The sequence below is a fragment of the Gammaproteobacteria bacterium genome (assembly GCA_027296625.1).
Taxonomy (GTDB): Bacteria; Pseudomonadota; Gammaproteobacteria; order JAKEHO01; family JAKEHO01; genus JAKEHO01.
In genome coordinates, this window is record JAPUIX010000101.1 from 1 (window position 1) to 19,065 (window position 19,065).

Below are 19,065 nucleotides of genomic sequence, written 5' to 3' on the forward strand. Positions count from 1 at the left end.
ATCCGATTGCCACAACAGCCGCTCAACCCTCTCCTCCAAGCCATAATGCATCCCACCAAAAAATACCCCGCTCCCCAACACCACCACCAACAACAATACCCACAACACCGTGCCAAGCCCGACCCCAACCCGTGATGACCGACATTGCGATTTTGATACGACAATGACTTCCATTTATAATTATCCTGACACGATGGCCAATGACCCCCTAAGCTCAACCTGGACTAATCCATGTCACCGACCCCCACTATCCAACCAACGGACTTAGGTCACCTCCTCGGGCGAAGCTCAGGCCATATTCGCGCGCTTGTCCATCGAGCGCGGCATCTTCAACAGCTCACCACTGAGCTGCAAAACTATATTAAGCCACCACTAAGCCAGCACTGTGCAGTAACGAATATAAACAACGAAGTGTTGATACTGCACGCGGATTCGCCGGTCTGGGCGGCGCGGCTACGCTATCGTATCCCTGACATTCTAAAGTATATGCAAGATCAATGCGGCCTAAAAACACTGCACTCGATACGGATTAGGGTCCTTCTGCCAGAATGCGGGTCCCGCAACCAGAACGCACGCCGAATGAAGATCACGCCCGATACTGCTAGATTACTCCGCAAGGTTGCAGCTTCCGTGCCGGATCCAATGCTGCGCTCAGTTCTCCTGAGACTATCTCGACACTAACATCATTGCCGGCACCGCCGCATCGGGCCGTAACGGCCCGGGATGGCTGCACTTACCAACTCGCCGCCAATGGTTGCATATAAGAGATGGGTACCTCTACCTCATCCTTGTAACTCACCAGCTCCCAAGCGTCGGCGTCAGCTAATATTGCCTTTAATAAACGATTATTCAGTGCATGGCCGGACTTATATCCGCGAAAGGCGCCGACTAGACCGTGGCCTAACAGATAGAGGTCGCCGATCGCATCCAGAATCTTGTGTTTCACAAATTCGTCGTTATAACGTAGGCCGTCCTCGTTCAATATCCGATAGTCATCGACGACCACTGCATTGTCCAAGCTGCCACCTAGTGCAAGATTTCTTTCTTGTAACAACTCCACATCGCGTCTGAACCCAAAGGTACGCGCACGTGACACTTCTTTTACGAACGACGTCGTTGAAAAGTCGATCTCGGCAAAGCCATCCCTCTCCTTGAACACGGGGTGATCGAACTCAATAGTAAATCCCACCTTGAACCCTTCAAAGGGCTCAACCATCGCCCACTTGTCTCCGTCCTCGACCCGTACCTTATGCTTGATTCGGATATAGCGCTTAACCGCATTTTGCTCTTCCACGCCAGCGGATTGAATTAAAAATACAAACGGCCCTGCGCTGCCGTCCATGATGGGTACTTCATCGGCGCTGAGATCGATGTACGCATTATCGATGCCAAATCCCGCAAAGGCGGAAAGGAGATGCTCAACCGTGGCGATGCGTACGCCATCTTTGATGAGGGTGGTGGCAAGGGAAGTATCCCCGACATTGTCGGGCGTTGCTTTAATATCTACGGAGGGCTCCAGGTCGATGCGCCTGAAGACAATACCAGTATTGGCTGGTGCCGGCCGCAGGACCAGGTAAACCTTTTTCCCAGTGTGTAGCCCGACCCCGGTCGCCCGGATAACATTTTTTAGGGTACGTTGCCTTATCATTGGTTATTGGACTTATGCGTGCCCAAATCCCCCCATGACCCCTAACCGTTACCGGTGCTCGTACTAGCGGGGCCTCTCGCTTAGTTTCGACACCTTTTACGGGTAAACGTTCCACCTGTCAAGCGACAAAAGCTAGACAAAGTCTAGACCCGGTCAATCGGCCTGACGGCGTAGAAAAGCCGGAATATCCAGATAGTCAGGGTTCGGATCGGGTGGAACAACGTCCTCCGGTGACTGGTTTCGGATAACCGTCGGCCTATCCAAGACCTTGTAGTCGATCTCCCCACTTGAGCTCTGTAGCAGCTTTACACGACCGGATTCTTCTCTGCTAACCTGGCCGAGACCCGTTGCAACAATAGTGACCCGCATCTCTCCGTGCATTTCTGGATCAATGACTGTTCCCACCAAAACTGTGGCATTATCGGACGCAAATTCCTTGACCGTGGTGCCGACCTCGTCAAACTCCCCGATGGTCATATCCATTCCGGCGGTGATATTCACCAAAATGCCGCGGGCGCCAGACAGATTAACGTCTTCGAGTAAGGGGCTGGAGATTGCGGCCTCGGCCGCCACCCTGCATCGATCCTCACCTGTGGCCCTCCCTGAACCCATCATGGCCATACCCATCTCCGACATCACCGTGCGTACGTCCGCAAAATCCACATTAATCAGGCCGGGACGGGTGATGAGTTCAGCAATACCTTGTACAGCATTCAAAAGGATATCGTTGGCGGCCTTAAAGGCATCTAAGAGGCTCACGTTCCTTCCGAGCACACTCAGCAGTTTTTCATTCGGGATAGTAATCAGCGAATCGACGTATTCACTGAGCTCCTTGATGCCGTCATCGGCAATCTGTGCCCGTTTTCTTCCCTCGAACGCGAAGGGCCGGGTGACCACGGCAACGGTTAGGATCCCCATTTCCTTGGCCGCTTGTGCGACGATGGGTCCAGCGCCAGTGCCGGTGCCACCGCCCATCCCCGCGGTGATAAACACCATATCAGCGTGCTCAAGGACATCCATGATCCGGTCACGGTCTTCCAGTGCTGCTTGCCGTCCGATTTCCGGATCGGCACCTGCCCCGAGTCCCTTGGTAACGCTGCTTCCTAACTGGAGCACTGTGTGGGCCGGTGAGTTTTTGAGGGCCTGGGCGTCAGTATTCGCACAGATAAAATCAACCCCTTCAATACTGACACCCAACATATGGTTGACCGCGTTTCCGCCACCGCCCCCAACCCCGATAACCTTAATGACGGCAGTCTGGTTATCAACATCCACTAATTGGAACATGGTGTATCCTCCTAGTTATCAACCCAATCCCTAAGCCTAAAAATTGCCTTGGACCCAATGCTTCGTCCGTTCCCACACGCCCCTTACACCACTATTCATGCGTATCTGCGGCATAGCGTCTTGACGTTGTTTGAGCCCAAACAACACTAGCCCCACTGCGGTTGAATAGATGGGATTTTTCACCACATCCGACAGGCCACTGATGTATTGGGGCACGCCAACACGCACGGGCATATGAAAAATCTCCTCTGCCAACTCGACCGCGCCTTCCATCTTGGCGCTACCGCCTGTTAACACGATCCCGGCGGCGATTAGATCCTCGTAGCCGCTGCGCCTCAGTTCAGCTTGCACCAGCGTAAATAACTCTTCGTAACGCGGCTCCACAACCTCCGCAAGCGCCTGGCGCGCGAGCCGACGCGGGGGACGCTCGCCCACACTAGGTACCTCGATTGTTTCATCTGCATTAGCTAACTGGGTCAGGGCGCACGCGTACTTCACTTTGATATCCTCGGCGTGCTGCGTGGGCGTACGTAGTGCCACAGCAATATCGTTCGTCACCTGGTCACCCGCAATTGGGATAACGGCCGTATGGTAGACTGCCCCATCGGTAAAGACCGCGATGTCAGTGGTTCCACCCCCGACATCGACCAAGCAGATCCCCAGTGCCTTTTCATCCTCGCTGAGAACCGCGTAACTAGAGGCCAATTGTTCCAGCATGATGTCATCCACCTCAAGCCCACACCGGCGGATGCATTTGGTTACATTCTGGGCTGCGCTCACTGCCCCGGTCACCATATGCACCTTCGCTTCTAGCCGCACACCGGACATGCCGACAGGTTCACGAACACCCCCCTGCTTATCGATGATGAACTCCTGCGGCAGGATGTGCAGGATCTTCTGGTCAGCCGGAATCGCCACGGCACGGGCAGCGTCGATAACTCTATCAACGTCGCCGAGGACAATTTCACTATCCCGAATGGCCACAATACCGTGGGAATTGAGGCTACGGATGTGGCTGCCGGCAATGCCTGCAAATACGGAGTGGATCTGACAGCCCGCCATGAGTTCGGCTTCCTCGATCGCACGCTGTATTGACTGCACCGTGGATTCGATATTCACCACGACGCCTTTTTTGAGCCCTCGGGAACGGTTGGACCCAATTCCGATGATCTCGACCTCGCCATCCATGGATTGCTCACCGACAATAGCAGCGACCTTGGACGTACCGATGTCCAAACCAACGATTAGATTCGAATCAGGCTTCTTCACCATTGCTCTCCCGCTCTCTTACCCTTGCGTCTTCGGATTTGCGTGTTTCCAGCGAACCGCAAAACCATTCGTATAGCGCAGATCGACTCGATCGATGTCCGCAATCCGGCTGCTCAACGCTGTGGGAAACACCCGGGCAAACCGCCGTACGCGGTCACCAAAGTCCTTGCGCCCGACAATAACCGTAAGGCCATCGTCCAATTCAAAACTCCACGCACGCCGGTCACTCAAGCTGAGCTTCACCACATCCCTGCCGGCATGACTCAAAGCCACTCTCAATACGCGAAGCCGGTCGAGCAACTGCGGTCGTGTCCCTTCGGGCCCATTCAATTCCGTAAGGTGTTGCGGAAAGGTATTTTTGTCCGGGCTGAAAAATTCGCCCTCCACGTTCAACAATCCTTTCTCCCCCCACCTTGCAACCGCAATGTGCTCCCTTACGTACACAGTCAGACCATCCGGCCATTGCCTACGAACCGACACCTGTTCGACCCAGGGGTCAGCCAGCAGGGCACGACGGATCGCCTCAACATCCACCGTGAAAAACCCGCCTTGCACATGACTCACCACCAGAGACTGCAGCTCGCCCGGGGACAAATGCCGAAACGCGCCCGCGATCCGGACTTGCCGAATCGGCAGCTTATTGGGGTCTGTGAGATGCAAACTGCCCCAACCCGCCGCAACCACCGTAGCGAGCAACAATACGATCCCAACCATCGACGGGTGCCTGCCGCCAGACGCTTCAACGCACGGTGCATCGTTCAGTGCATTTGCTTCACTTACAGCCATTGGCAATCCCGTTCGCAATCTTTCGTTTAATCTCTCCGTTCATCTCGCGATGAGATGACTAATCCCATTTGATCGATCACTGGACGAACCAACCACATACCGTTACTACTCGACGGTATCCATGGTGGTTTCCAGGATCCGCAACACAAGATCATCGAAATCGATACCGGCGACCCTCGCGGCCATCGGTACGAGGCTGTGCGACATCATGCCCGGCACCGCGTTGACCTCGATAAGCCAAGGATTCCCCACGTTATCCAATATCAAATCAACGCGTCCCCAGCCACGCGCCCCCAACAAGGCAAAAGCGCGAAGGGCGAGTTCTGCCAGGTCCTCCTCCTGGCCAGCATCAAAACCACAAGGGCAGATGTAGCGCGTGTTCTCATCGTTGTACTTCGCCGTATAGTCATAAAAGGTACGTGGCGTCTGTACCTTGATGAGCGGCAACACTTGGCCCTTAAGAATTGAAGCCGTGTATTCTTCTCCTTCGATCCAACGTTCAGCCATGACCCGATGGTCAAACTGAGCGGCCAACTGCCTGGCTTGATCAAAGCTACCTCGATCGGTGACCTTGCTCGCTCCGAGGCTCGACCCTTCCCGTACTGGCTTCAACATCAAGGGCAGGCCTAGCGCGTCACACACGGCATCCACATCGGTCTCTGTATTCAACTCGGTAAAGTCTGGGGTCGGTAACCCTGCACTCATCCAAATGCGTTTGCTGCGGCATTTATCCATCGTAAGCGCCGATCCAAGTACACCGCTGCCGGTATAGGGCAGACCAATGGTCTCTAACGCACCCTGGATCACGCCGTCTTCGCCGCCGCGCCCATGCAGAGCGATGAACACCCGGTCGTAACCCGCCCCGTCCAGCATCTTCAGGACACCATCGCCAGCGTCGATAGCATGAGCGTTGACGCCCTGTCGCTGTAGCGCAGCGAGAACCGCGCCACCACTTTCCAGCGAAATCTCGCGCTCTGCCGATGTGCCGCCCATTAACACCGCCACCTTGCCGAAGCGAGCCGGCAACGCGCGTCCTTTGCCCACAGCAGCTTGCACGCCGTCATCCCATCCTTTTCCCTATCCTGCGCATCATGTGGACTGCGTCTCTCCAAGAATGATGACCTCCGGTACAAGCTCTATGGCAAAGCGCTCTTTCACCCGTTCACGGATTCGCGTCATCAAAGCCTCAATATCTGTCGCTGTTGCTTGACCAAGATTGACAATAAAATTCGCGTGCTTGTCGGAAACGCAGGCATCACCCACACATGCACCCTTAAGACCGCACACCTCAATGAGCCTGGCAGCGAAGTCGCCGGGGGGGTTACGGAACACGGAACCACAACTCGGTTGACCCAACGGTTGCGCTTTAGCGCGCTTAGCGAGGAGCGCCCGGATCCGTTCGTCACCTCTACCCGTCTCATCACGGGTGAGCCTAAAATGGGCTGCAACGAACCACTCGTCGGCGGGTCCTTTCACGGTGCGGTATGCCGGCGTGAACTCAGACACATCCCGCAAGCGCAGCCGTCCGCGTCGGTCCAGCGTCTGGACCCTATCGACAATGTCCCAAGTCTGGCCACCAAAGGCGCCGGCGTTCATGGCCAGCGCGCCGCCCACCGTGCCGGGAATACCTGATAAGAATTCGGCACCGGTGAGGCCCTCACCGGCACTAAAGCGAGCCACCTTGGGACAGCCCACGCCCGCCTCAACCCGCACGGCGCATCGGTCAGTGCGCTCGATCCGCTGCAGCGCACCGGCGGGTGAGACCACGGTCCCCCGGATACCTCCATCGCGCACCAACAGATTGGTGCCCGATCCGATCCAAATAAGCGGCTCGCCATCTGCCAATTTCGAGACAAACGCGGTGAGGTCATTGAGAGTCGCGGGCACATAGAATCGATCCGCTACGCCGCCAACCCGCCAGGCGCTGTGGCGCGCCATCGGCTCATTGTGTCTCAATTCTCCCTGGAGATTATTCAGCGTCGCGTCCTCACTCATATTCCATTGGTCCTGTGGGTACGAGCCCAAAAGGTTCTCACCGCCCATGTCTTGCATCTGATCAGACGCTCTTCAATCGGTATGGGCGGCGAGCCGTTGCCGGAAACGCCTTGAGCAATCTCTGCGCTACTGTTCCGATCGTGCCGGCACCCAGGGTCAACACCACATCGCCGTCATGTAAAACGCCGGGGAGCATTGATAACAGATCGGATGGTTGCTCAACGAAGAGTGGATCGACCTTGCCCCGAAGGCGAATTGCGCGGCATAGGGTCCTGCTGTCGGCCCCGGTGAGCGGCGGTTCACCTGCTGCGTAGACCTCCAACAACAACAGCACGTCCGCCTCGGATAACACTCGGGTAAAATCCTCGAAGAGATCGCGGGTGCGCGTAAAGCGATGGGGCTGAAATGCCACGACCAGGCGCCGATCTGGCCAGCCGTCTCGAATCGCTTGAATGGTCGCGGCGACCTCTCGAGGGTGGTGGCCATAATCGTCAATGAGTAAAGCCGTGACGTGAGCTAGATTGATCTGCCCGATGACCTGAAAGCGCCGTGCGATCCCCTGGAACTCCGACAAACCCCGACAGATAGCGTCATCGGTAACCCCTAACTCTCTGGCAACGGCAATGGCGGCAAGTGCGTTGAGAACGTTATGCTTCCCGGGCAAATTAAGATTCACTTCGAGCCAGTCTGCGGCTCCTGGACGCGTTACCCGAAACGTCATACGTGATCCATGCTGTCGAAGATGCGCGCCACGGATATCGGCCGGTTCATCCACCCCGTAGGTGAGTGCGGGTCTGGATACTTGCAGCAAAATCTCTTGCACCCCGGGATCGTCCAAGCACAGCACTGCAAGACCGTAGAAGGGAAGCTGATGGAGAAACTCCACAAAACTCTGGCGCAGGCGCCGGAAATCGCCGCCGTAGGTTCCCATATGATCGCTATCGATACTTGTCAACACCGCAATAACCGGCTTAAGACGCAGGAACGAGCCGTCGCTCTCGTCCGCCTCGGCGACGAGGTACTTACCAGCACCAAGGCACGCATGGGAAGCGGCGCTCGTGAGCTGCCCCCCAATAACGAACGTGGGGTCCAAGCTTCCTTCTGCAAGAAGACTAGCAATGAGGCTTGTTGTCGTGGTCTTACCATGTGTCCCCGCGACGGCAATACCCTCGCGGAAACGCATCAGTTCCGCCAGCATCTCAGCGCGCGGCACGATCGGGATGCGTTGCCGACGGGCGGCGACCAGTTCCGGATTCTCGGGCGGCACGGCGCTGGAGGCCACTACCACATCGGTTCCGTCCACATAGTTCGGATTGTGCCCAATCAACACAGTCACCCCGAGTTCCCCCAAGCGCTGCGTCATTGCATTGTCCTGCAGGTCCGAACCCGACACGTCATAGCCCAACGTGTGCAATACCTCCGCAATGCCTCCCATGCCGGCCCCGCCGATACCGACAAAATGGACACGCCGCACGCGGCCCATGCCATGACTGTTGGAATCAACCACCGATGACCTCCATACACAACGCTGCGACGTGTTGGGTTGCATCGGGTCGCGCCAGTTCTCGCGCTTTTCTTGCCATCGCAATGAGACGCTTCCGCGACGCGTGAAGATCTGCCAGCAATTCAGCGAGGCGGCCTTCATCGAAACCTGGTTGTGGCATGAGCAGCGCCGCACCCGCATCCACAAGGTGACGCGCATTGGCCATCTGATGGTCGTCGACAGCATACGGGAACGGCACGAGGATAGAGGCAACTCCGGCGATTGACAGTTCCGAGATCGTCAATGCGCCCGCGCGGCACACAACCACATCAGCCCAAGCATAGGCAGCGGCTACATCATCGATGTAGGCTTCGATTCGGGCTTGGACCCCATTTTCCGCGTACCGCGCCTTTGTCTCGGCATAATGCTTGGGCCCGCTCTGGTGCCACACCTCGGTACTGAGGGCGGAGCCCTCACGCGCCAGAGCGCTCGGTATCACTTCATTCAAGATACGTGCGCCCTGGCTACCCCCCAGCACTAAAATGCGCATGACGGGGCGAGTCGGGTCAAGGCGCCTGTCGGGAGGTACAATCGCGGCAATCTCAGCACGAACAGGGTTGCCCGTACAAACAGCATGGCGGGGTTTGGAAAACGTCCCTGGAAAGGCCTCCATCACCGTGTGCGCAAGTGGTGCGATCCACCGATTGGTTGTACCAACGATGGCGTTCTGTTCGTGGATTAAGAGCGGTATGCGCATAAGCCATGCGGCAATGCCCCCGGGTCCACCAACGAATCCACCCATACCAAGCACCACAGCGGGCCGACGGCGGCACAGGATCAAGAGCGACTGAACGAGGGCCACAGTGAGATAGATAGGCGCCAATAACCAGCTGCTAAATCCTTTGCCTCGAAGTCCAGATATCGTGATCGTCAATAGACGAAACCCCTTCGCAGGGACAAGGCGCGCTTCCAAGCCGTGACGTGTACCGAGCCACAGTAGGGGCACACCGCACTCGCGTAAGTGCTCTGCTACCGCAAGCGCGGGATAAACGTGCCCTCCCGTACCACCAGCCATAATCAGGAGCGGTCTATGTGACATAGCTTGCCGCTGGCCTAGAGATCGGTTGAAACTCAGCACGGCGTGCTTCATAGCCGACACGCAATAACCAACCGAAGAGAATACAGGTCACCACTACACTGTTGCCGCCATAGCTCATCAGTGGCAGCGTCAAACCTTTCGTTGGTAAGACGCCGAGATTAACGCCCATGTTGATAAACGCTTGCAGACCGATGACAAGACCGCACCCGTATGCGAGATAGGCAGCAAATAACAGTCCAACCCGCTCGGCTAATTGCCCGATCACGAATGCCCGCCAAACCACAAAGCAAAACAACCCAATCACTAAGGCAATGCCCAGAAAGCCCAACTCTTCGGCGATCACAGCAAACACAAAGTCTGTGTGGCCCTCCGGCAAATAAAACAGCTTCTGGACGCTGCCGCCAAGTCCAACGCCAAACCATTCACCGCGCCCGAATGCAATCAGCGCCTGAGTCAATTGAAAGCCGCTGTTGTAGGGGTCTGCCCAAGGATTGATAAAGCTCATTAACCGTTCCAATCGGTAGGGCGCAAGTGTCGCGATGCTTAACAACGCACCGATCGCGACAATGCCCCAAGCGGCAAAACGAGTAAGTGGTACACCGCCGACAAAGAGCATGCCCAGCGCGGTTGCAAACAGGAGCACACCAGCGCCATAGTCCGGCTCCAAGAGGAGCAGACCGGATATGATCGTAAGTACGCCTACAGGCTTGCTGAAACCACCAAAGGTCTCCCGAACCTGCATCTCATGACGAACAAGATACCCGGCAAGATACGCGATAACGCACAGCTTCACAGGCTCAGAGGCCTGTATTGCGAACGGCCCCATGCCGATCCAGCGCATGCTGCCGTTCACTTCCCTCCCAACGCCAGGTACCAAGACCATAACCAGGAGCAAAATGCCTACCGAAAGCAGGATGACGCTAACCTTTCGCCAAAAGACCAGGGGTATTTTCATCACGATCACGGCCAGCACGAGACCAATCAGCACGGAGAACGATTGACGCCAAAAATAGTAAAGGGGCTCGTGAAAACGGCGCTCGGCGATGGTGATCGACGATGAGGCGACCATCACAAGACCAATTGCAATCAAGAGAAGGACAACACCAATAAGCCACGCATCGTATCCCCCCAATAACCCATGCGGCGTTGCTGTCTTTACCATGCCTACCGAGGGATGTCTGTGGCCCGGGCCTGTCATTCTGCCAACACCTCATGCACGGACGAGACGAAGGCGTCACCCCGAGCGGCATAGTCGGAGTACATGTCGAAACTCGCACACGCTGGAGACAGCAACACGATATCACCCGTGTGCGCGAGATCGTTTGCCTTGGCAACAGCGTCCGTCATGTCCTTTGCACGTTCGACATGGGTGATACCCTTCAATCGTTGTTCGATTAACGATGCATCCCGGCCCATCAGTACCGCCGCACGTAACTTTCCTTGCGCGACCGTCACAAGGGGTGAAAAATCCGCGCCCTTCGCATCTCCGCCCGCGATGAGTACGAGTCGGCCCTTGTCCGATAATCCTTTGATAGCCGCGCAGGTTGCACCCACATTGGTGCCCTTTGAATCGTTGTACCAATTGACATTCTTTGAACAGAAGACCCACTGACAGCGGTGCGCGAGCCCCTGAAAGTCGCGCAATGCATCTCGCATGGCAGCAAGGGGAAACCCCATGGCCGTACCAAGGGCTAAGGCCGCCAACGCATTAGCAACATTGTGATAACCTTGCATCTGGAGCTCCGCCACCGGCATGAGACAGCGGGATCCGTGTGCTAACCAAGGCTTCCCGCCGCGCATTTTGACACCAAAGTCCGAGTCTCCCGACTCACCGAGAGTAAATAGGAGCACTTCCCTTCCTTCTTGGCCCATAGCGGCCACCAACGGGTCATCGCTGTTAATGACCAGGGTCCCTGCGCCAACGTAGATGCGCTCCTTTGCGCGCGCGTACGCACCCACATCGGCGTACCGGTCCATGTGATCGGGCGTGACATTAAGCACGGCCGCAGCGGCTGCACGTAGCGAGTACGTTGTCTCCAACTGGAAACTCGACAGCTCCAGCACATACAAATCAGGCGGCCGCTCGCCAATCAGATCAACGGACGGCTTGCCAAGGTTGCCACCCACACGCACATCGCGGCCGGCACGGCGTGCCATTTCCGCAAGGAGCGTGGTGACTGTACTCTTGCCATTCGAACCGGTTACCGCGACCACCGGTGCTTCGGCATGATGACAAAAGAGCTCCACGTCCCCCAAAGCCGGTACACCGCGCGCAATGGCCTGTTGGATTGCGGGTTCTTTGAGGGACACACCGGGACTGATGAGCAACTGTCCCGCCTGACCCAGTAGAGCCGGATCAAAACGGCCAAGATACAGGGGGACATCGGGCAACTCCTGCTTAAGCGATGCAAGCGCAGGCGGTTGCTCTCGGCTATCCGTCACCGCAAAGTCAACACCTTCGCGGGCTAGCAAACGTGCACAGGCAATTCCAGTCTTACCGAGACCAACGATCACACTGTGATATCGCGTAGCACCTTGCTGCATTTCTGAAATCAATACCTCGGCAACGCCCAAAGTCCAGGCTCCCTCAACGAATCTTCAAACTCGACAGACCAATCAACACCAAAATCACCGTAATAATCCAGAAACGCACAATGACCCTCGGTTCTGGCCAGCCCTTGAGCTCAAAATGATGATGCAACGGCGCCATATGGAAAAGACGCCGTCCGGTCAGCTTGTAGGAAGTCACCTGTAAGATCACAGATACAGTTTCCATGACGAACACGCCACCCATGATGAGGAGCACGATCTCCTGGCGAACGACAACCGCCACAACACCCAGGGCCGCGCCTAGGGACAAGGCCCCGATATCGCCCATGAACACTTGCGCGGGATAGGTGTTGAACCACAAAAAGCCAAGCCCCGCCCCGACCATCGCACCACAGAACACGCTCACTTCCCCAACGCCAGGCACATACGGGATCCCAAGGTAATGCGCGATATTAAAGTTACCGGCGACATAAGCAAACATCGCCAAGGCACCCGCCACCATCACCGTCGGCAGAATCGCCAGCCCATCAAGCCCATCGGTGAGATTCACCGCATTGCTGGTGCCGACAATGACAAAATAGGCGAGCAAAACAAAGACCCAACCGAGGTCTACCGCGACGGCCTTGACAAAAGGCACAATGAGTTCTGTCTCTGCCGGAACAGTCGCCGTCACAAAAAGAAAGACCGCAGCCGCGAGGCCAGCAACGGACTGCCAAAAATATTTATAACGTGGCTTAAGCCCCGTCGGATCTCGTCGCACGAGCTTGCGGTAATCGTCGGCCCATCCGATGGCCCCGAACATCACTGTCACTGCGAGCACCACCCATACGAAACGGTTGCTCAGATCGGCCCAACACAAGGTGCTGACTGCAATTGAAACCAAGATCAGTAACCCACCCATAGTGGGCGTACCAGATTTGGAAAGATGCGTATTGGGACCATCATCGCGGACGCTTTGACTGATTTGATAATGGTTCAGTCTACGAATCAGAAACGGTCCAACCAAAAGGGAAATCAATAGGGCTGTTAACGCGCCAAGGATAGTCCTCAGTGTGAGATACTGGAATACATTAAAACCGCTGTGGAATCGTGTGAGATATTCGGTGAACAGTAGCAACATGGCTCAGTTCCCCTCTGCGAGCGATGCCACCACCTGTTCCATGTGCATCGATCGCGATCCCTTGATAAGGACGGTAACGTCCTCGTGAAGGCCAGCCGCCAAAGCGGTGATGAGCTGATCGGCCTGCTCATAATGATGGGCGCCTTTGCCGAATGTCTTTGCCGCAAGGCGGCTCAAATCACCAATGGCGTACATCCGTTCGACGCCGGCTTTGCGCGCAAGTGCGCCCACGGACTCATGCAAGTTCGCGGCTGCCGAGCCCAATTCCCCCATATCACCTAACACCAACCAACGCTTTCCCTCGAAATCAGCCAGCACATCCAGCGCTGCCTGCAAAGATGCGGGATTGGCGTTATAACTGTCATCTAATAATCGCGAGCCATGCGGCCCGCGTTTGCTTTGCAACCGCCCGCACACTGGCCGCATCGATTCCAATCCTCGCTTGATCAATTCGAGATCAATGCCCACGGCAAGTGCACAAGCTGTTGCCGCCAAGGCATTCATAACATTGTGTTTACCGGGAAGCGAAAGTGTAATATCTACGGTGCCTGACCCGCTTTTCAACACAAAGCGACTTTGCTCGGGGGAACGGTCGATTAAACCGGCCTTAACGTCGGCAGAACCGTTTGAGGCAAAGGTGAGGCATCGGCGCGGTGCGGCCATCTTGTACCACAGGCCCGCATAGGCATCGTCCGCATTGATTACGGCAACCCCATCTTCCGGCAGACCTTGGAAGACCTCCCCCTTTGCCCGTGCTACTCCCTCGATATCACCGAATCCTTCGAGATGAGTTGGGCCACAGTGAGTGATCAGCGCCACAGTGGGTCTCCCTGTCTGACTCAACCATGCAATTTCACCTGCGTGATTGGCGCCCATCTCGATGACTGCGAAGTGATGGCTGTCGTCAAGATCAAACAGGGTCAGCGGCACACCGATCTCGTTGTTCAGATTACCTTGGGTCGCTAACACCGGCGCCTTCAACGACAGGATCGAATTCAGCATTTCCTTCACAGTGGTTTTACCGTTGCTGCCTGTGACAGCAATCACAGGTATATCGAAGCGCATACGCCACGCGCCAGCGAGTCGCCCCATCGCGACACGTGTGTCATTCACAACCACGGCAGGCAGGCGATCGCTCTCCAAGTATTCCACCATGGCGGCCCGCGCCCCTCTTTGTTGCGCGTGGGGAACAAACTGATGACCATCAAATCGCTGCCCGCGCAGCGCAATGAAAAGTTCGCCGCTGCATAACGTCCGTGTGTCCGTACTACACCCGCGAAAATCCACGTCGGTGCCCTGACAGGTTGCATCGAGTGCCTGGGCAGCCTCGGAGAGACGCATGTTGATCATTCCATTCCCCGGAGGAGGCTCTGGATAAGGTCACGGTCACTAAACGGCCGCCGCTCAGAACCGATCTCTTGATAGGCCTCGTGTCCCTTGCCGGCAACGACAACGATGTCCCCTGCCTTCAACGCGTTCAGCACCTCGCCGATGGCACGGGCTCGATCAGGCTGTATTCGGACACGCGCCTTATCCCGGACACCTGTCAAAATGTCATCGATGATGACATCGGGGTCCTCATTGCGTGGGTTATCGCTGGTGAGCACAATATCGTCAGCATACGCCTCGGCCGCCGCTCCCATCATGGGGCGCTTTCCTGGATCCCTGTCGCCACCACAACCGAATACACACCAGAGTCTCCCCACGCAGAGGGCCCTAACTGACTTCAAGACCTGTTGGAGCGCCTCGGGTGTATGGGCATAATCCACCACCACGAGCGGTTGTCCGTCTGCTTTCCCGAAACGTTCCATGCGCCCGGGAAGACTCGGCGCCGCGCTTAACCTCGTTAGCGCAACGTCAAATGGCACGCCGATGGCACACACCGCCGCAAGCGCCGCGAGCAGGTTGTATGCATTAAATTGACCGATCAGATCCGTTTCAAGCAGCCCATCACCCCACGGGGTGAATACATCTATCGCCACCCCTAGGCGATTTCCAGAGCGTAACCGGCCTAGAACCCTCGGTCGTCGCATGCGCTTCGCGTGTGACACAAACCCATCTAGCCCGTAGGTCACAGGATTTACCTGCGCAGGCAGCGAATCCACAATCGCCCTGCCGAACTCATCATCCGAATTGCACACCGCATGTTTGAGGGTCATCGTCTCAAACAACTGGCTCTTGGCTTTGGCATAGCGAGTCATATCACCGTGATAATCCAAGTGATCACGACTTAAATTTGTTAACACCGCGACATCGAAGGCGACCCCGTTGACACGTCCTTGGTCCAAGCCGTGGGAAGAAACTTCCAGCACGGCGTAGCGTACGTCTCGATCCACCATGCCAGCCAAGAGCGCGTGCAATGTCACCGGATCAGGGGTTGTATTGATGCCGGGATGGAGATCACCGTACAACCCATAACCCAAGGTCCCAATGACGCCACAGCGACGATCCGCGGCGTATTTGCCCCCAAGGGCCTCGCCAAGAAAGTGGCTAACGGAAGTCTTGCCGTTGGTCCCTGTGACGCCAATCACCGTGAGATCGCCCGATGGATGGCCAAAAAATCGGTCCGCGATGATGCCAGCCTTTTCCCGTAGCCCTGCGACAGGCAGCACAGGCTGGCTTTTCTTTGAAAGCAGCGGTATCCCTTCTGCCTCCACCACAACCGCAACGGCCCCGGAACGAATGGCTTCATCAATAAACTGCCACCCATTCTGCCGAGAGCCGCGACAAGCTAGAAAGAGATCGCCCGGGGCTGTGCTGCGACTATCCAACGTCAGTCCACTGACAACGATGTCATGCGCCGAATCCACCGGCGAAAGGTCGGCCAAGAGCGTACTCAGACGATGCCCGTCAGACTGAGCCGGAGCAGCCATCATGGCGGGGAACTCCGGACAGGGCCGCCAGCCCCGCCGTCACTGACCTCGTTCACGTAGGCAAGCCGCTGGCGCTTAAGGCCCGTCGTATCGTCCGGCGCGATGTTCATCAGCCGCATGGCGCCAGCCATAACCTTGGAAAACACGGGCGCCGCCACCTGCCCACCGAAGTGTTGATGACCCCCGGGTTCATCGATAACGACCACCATGACCAGCCGCGGGCGGGTCGCCGGCGCCATACCGGCGAACACAGAAACATAACGATCTTCAGCATATCCACCGGCTGTGCTCTTGTGCACCGTGCCGGTTTTCCCTGCGACGCGGTAACCCGTGATCTGGGCAAGCTGACCTGTACCACCCTCATGGACGACCGCTTCTAGCATGCTTCTGACCGCCGCTGCAGTCGACTCCTTCATTACGCGCTGGCCTTGGGGTTTATCTTGCAACTTCTGTAACGTCACGGCGTATAGCAGACCATTGGCAGCGAGGACTGTGTAGGCTTGGGCCAGTTGCAGGGCTGTGACTGACAGTCCATAACCGAAAGCCAGCGTGGCATGTTCCACCTCCGGCCAACTCCGATAATCGTCCAAACGGCCCGATGCCTCACCCGGAAAGCCGCTATCGGTAATCTGCCCAAAACCCACATTTGTTAACATGGCCCATAATCCCTTGGGATCGAGCGACAGCGCGATCTTGCTTGCGCCCACGTTGCTGGATTTTTTGATCACTGTTGCAACATCAATCACGCCGTAGTTTCGGAGGTCGCGAATGGTATGACCACCGACGGAAATATAGCCTGGTCGCGTATCGACGACGGTCGCCGGGGTATATTTTCCGGTCTCAATTGCACTGGCAATGGTAAAGGGTTTGATGGCCGAACCTGGCTCGAAGACGTCCGTGACCGCCCGGTTACGGAAATAATCTCTTTTCAACCCGCCGCGATTATTTGGATTGTAAGAAGGCTGGCTTACCATCGCCAACACTTCCCCACTTTTGGCATCGAGCATAACGATCGAACCGCCACGGGCGGCGTTACGCTGTACCGCCGCCTTTAACTCCCGATAAGCAAGATACTGCACGCGCCGATCGATGCTTAGTACCAGATCCTGCCCCGGGCTTGAGGGACGGATGCTCTCAACATTCTCGACGATTCTCCCGAGGCGATCCTTCAACACCCGTTTTGCGCCCGGCGTGCCACGTAGCCATTTATCAAAGGCGAGTTCAATCCCTTCCTGGCCGATGTCATCTACGTTGGTAAAGCCCAAGATATGTGCGGTCACCTCGCTGGCTGGATAGTACCGACGATACTCCCGCCCGAGCGACACGCCTGGAAGACCAAGTGCCGCGACCCGTTGAGCAAGACCAGGGTCCAACTGGCGTCTAAGGTACACGAACTCTCGGCCAACCCGATCCTCCAAAAGAGTCTTGAGTTCCCGCACATCCATATTGAGCAGCTTGGCAAGCTCGGGTAAGCGCCCTTCGCCTGCAAGAAGCTTACGAGGTGTCGCCCATACCGCATGAACAGGCGTGCTGACAGCCAACGGTTCGCCGTATCTATCTGTAATCATCCCCCGGTGCGCCGGGATCTCCACTACGCGCAGTGATCGGGCGTCTCCATGATCTTGCAGGAAGACGTTGCGCATCAGTTGCAGATCAGCCGCCCGCCACAGCAAAGCACCCATACCCAAGGCAAACAAGCCCATCAATAACCAGCGTCTCGCCGCATAGCGCGTCACTGTGTTCTGCGCAGTCATTCTGGCACTAACACTACCGCATTCATCGAGGGTACACGCAGGTCGAGTTTTGTATGCGCCAACGACTCAACCCGAGCATCCGTAGCCCACGTACTCTGCTCCAACTGCAAGCGTCCCCATTCTTCATTTAGCGCGTCGCGTACCCCTTTCAAGTCTTCCAGCCCTACAAACAGTCTGCGACTCTGATGACGTGCGACCACGACTTCAATCGCCGAAACAAGTACTGCAGTAAGTAAAACTAAAAAAAATAAACGTTTCATGCGGCTATCTTCTCGGCGATTCGTAGTCGGGCACTCCGCGAACGCGGGTTTCGCGATTTCTCTTCCTCTGTAGCCCGGATGACGCGGCCCACCGCCCGTAATGTGGGTCTTAACGCAGTCTGCGTTATGGGAATATCTTGCGGATAGGCATCGCCGCGCGCTTGGTCTCTGATAAAGCGTTTAACCAAACGATCTTCCAAGGAATGAAAGCTAATCACTAACAACCGACCGCCTGGCGCCAGAATGCGGACTACTTGGGACAGCGCTTCGTTAAGGTCGTCCAATTCACGATTAATCAAGATTCGGAGCGCTTGGAATGTTCGTGTAGCTGGGTGCTTGTTGCGTTCGCGGGTCGGGCTTGCTGCCACCACAATATTTGCTAACTGTCTTGTGCGCGTAATCGGTGAGGTTTTGCGGGCATCTATGATGGCTCGCGCTACTCGCTCTGCATAACGCTCTTCACCATAGTCATGGAGAACTTCCGCGATCTCATGTTGGGTCGCGGCGTTCAACCATTGTGCAGCAGTTATCCCAGTGTGCCTGTTCATGCGCATGTCCAAAGGCCCGTCTAGGTTGAAACTAAAGCCGCGGCCTGCATCGGCAAGCTGCGGCGAAGAGACACCAAGATCAAATAGAACGCCATCGACGTTGCCAATATGGCCGTGTTTTTGCACCAGGGATAACAGCATCGTATATGAGCCTTGTTCGATAGCGAATCGCCCGTCGGATGCAAACTGATCCTGAGCGGCTGCAACCGCCTCAGGATCCTTGTCGATAGCCAGCAAATGTCCCTCTTCACCCAGGCGCTTGAGAATCGCCTCAGCATGACCACCGCGCCCAAACGTACAGTCAACATACACGCCGGCAGGGCGGATATTGAGACCGTTCAGAACCTCCTGCACCAGTGCCGGTGTGTGTTCACCTCGACCTGCGTCCATTCA

Annotated in this window: 16 protein-coding genes; all 16 read right to left on the minus strand. The window is 56.4% G+C overall.

From position 1 onward, the window contains the following. Nucleotides 1-733: 733 nt before the first annotated feature. The gene (gene lpxC / locus O6944_05165) at nt 734-1,648 is read right to left on the minus strand and encodes a UDP-3-O-acyl-N-acetylglucosamine deacetylase (protein MCZ6718527.1); all 915 of its coding nucleotides are present in this window, start codon (nt 1,646-1,648) and stop codon (nt 734-736) included. A gap of 153 nt (nt 1,649-1,801) precedes the next feature. Beyond that, on the minus strand, nt 1,802-2,935 hold the full coding sequence (gene ftsZ, locus O6944_05170; GenBank protein ID MCZ6718528.1) for a cell division protein FtsZ: 1,134 nt from the start codon (nt 2,933-2,935) through the stop codon (nt 1,802-1,804). 36 nt (nt 2,936-2,971) lie between these two features. Next, a complete protein-coding gene (gene ftsA / locus O6944_05175; protein MCZ6718529.1) occupies nt 2,972-4,207 on the minus strand; it encodes a cell division protein FtsA in 1,236 nt (411 codons plus the stop codon). Between the two features lie 15 nt (nt 4,208-4,222). After that, nucleotides 4,223-4,990: a cell division protein FtsQ/DivIB gene (locus O6944_05180; protein MCZ6718530.1), complete on the minus strand. Its 768-nt coding sequence runs from the start codon at nt 4,988-4,990 to the stop codon at nt 4,223-4,225. Nucleotides 4,991-5,095: 105 nt separating this feature from the next. Further along, a complete protein-coding gene (locus tag O6944_05185) occupies nt 5,096-6,046 on the minus strand; it encodes a D-alanine--D-alanine ligase (protein MCZ6718531.1) in 951 nt (316 codons plus the stop codon). Nucleotides 6,047-6,079: 33 nt separating this feature from the next. Further along, nucleotides 6,080-6,985 carry a UDP-N-acetylmuramate dehydrogenase gene (gene murB, locus O6944_05190; GenBank protein ID MCZ6718532.1) on the minus strand — a complete coding sequence of 302 codons (906 nt, stop codon included), beginning with the start codon at nt 6,983-6,985 and terminating at the stop codon, nt 6,080-6,082. A 61-nt stretch (nt 6,986-7,046) separates the two neighbouring features. Continuing rightward, nucleotides 7,047-8,468: a UDP-N-acetylmuramate--L-alanine ligase gene (murC, locus tag O6944_05195; protein MCZ6718533.1), complete on the minus strand. Its 1,422-nt coding sequence runs from the start codon at nt 8,466-8,468 to the stop codon at nt 7,047-7,049. 16 nt (nt 8,469-8,484) lie between these two features. After that, the gene (murG, locus tag O6944_05200; protein ID MCZ6718534.1) at nt 8,485-9,567 is read right to left on the minus strand and encodes an undecaprenyldiphospho-muramoylpentapeptide beta-N-acetylglucosaminyltransferase; all 1,083 of its coding nucleotides are present in this window, start codon (nt 9,565-9,567) and stop codon (nt 8,485-8,487) included. Continuing rightward, on the minus strand, nt 9,557-10,765 hold the full coding sequence (gene ftsW / locus O6944_05205; protein ID MCZ6718535.1) for a putative lipid II flippase FtsW: 1,209 nt from the start codon (nt 10,763-10,765) through the stop codon (nt 9,557-9,559). The genes murG and ftsW overlap by 11 nt, the downstream gene beginning before the upstream one ends. Then, nucleotides 10,762-12,111: a UDP-N-acetylmuramoyl-L-alanine--D-glutamate ligase gene (gene murD, locus O6944_05210; GenBank protein ID MCZ6718536.1), complete on the minus strand. Its 1,350-nt coding sequence runs from the start codon at nt 12,109-12,111 to the stop codon at nt 10,762-10,764. Before murD ends, ftsW begins: the two co-directional genes overlap by 4 nt. Before the next feature lie 43 nt (nt 12,112-12,154). After that, on the minus strand, nt 12,155-13,237 hold the full coding sequence (gene mraY, locus O6944_05215; protein MCZ6718537.1) for a phospho-N-acetylmuramoyl-pentapeptide-transferase: 1,083 nt from the start codon (nt 13,235-13,237) through the stop codon (nt 12,155-12,157). Between the two features lie 3 nt (nt 13,238-13,240). After that, nucleotides 13,241-14,587, minus strand: a complete 1,347-nt coding sequence (locus tag O6944_05220; GenBank protein MCZ6718538.1) for a UDP-N-acetylmuramoyl-tripeptide--D-alanyl-D-alanine ligase — start codon at nt 14,585-14,587, stop codon at nt 13,241-13,243. Continuing rightward, nucleotides 14,584-16,113: a UDP-N-acetylmuramoyl-L-alanyl-D-glutamate--2,6-diaminopimelate ligase gene (locus tag O6944_05225; protein MCZ6718539.1), complete on the minus strand. Its 1,530-nt coding sequence runs from the start codon at nt 16,111-16,113 to the stop codon at nt 14,584-14,586. Before O6944_05225 ends, O6944_05220 begins: the two co-directional genes overlap by 4 nt. Beyond that, nucleotides 16,110-17,864 (minus strand): penicillin-binding transpeptidase domain-containing protein, encoded by a 1,755-nt coding sequence (locus O6944_05230; GenBank protein ID MCZ6718540.1) that lies wholly within the window; start codon nt 17,862-17,864, stop codon nt 16,110-16,112. Before O6944_05230 ends, O6944_05225 begins: the two co-directional genes overlap by 4 nt. Further along, a complete protein-coding gene (gene ftsL / locus O6944_05235; protein ID MCZ6718541.1) occupies nt 17,861-18,124 on the minus strand; it encodes a cell division protein FtsL in 264 nt (87 codons plus the stop codon). The genes O6944_05230 and ftsL overlap by 4 nt, the downstream gene beginning before the upstream one ends. After that, nucleotides 18,121-19,062, minus strand: a complete 942-nt coding sequence (gene rsmH, locus O6944_05240) for a 16S rRNA (cytosine(1402)-N(4))-methyltransferase RsmH (protein ID MCZ6718542.1) — start codon at nt 19,060-19,062, stop codon at nt 18,121-18,123. Before rsmH ends, ftsL begins: the two co-directional genes overlap by 4 nt. Nucleotides 19,063-19,065 lie beyond the last annotated feature (3 nt).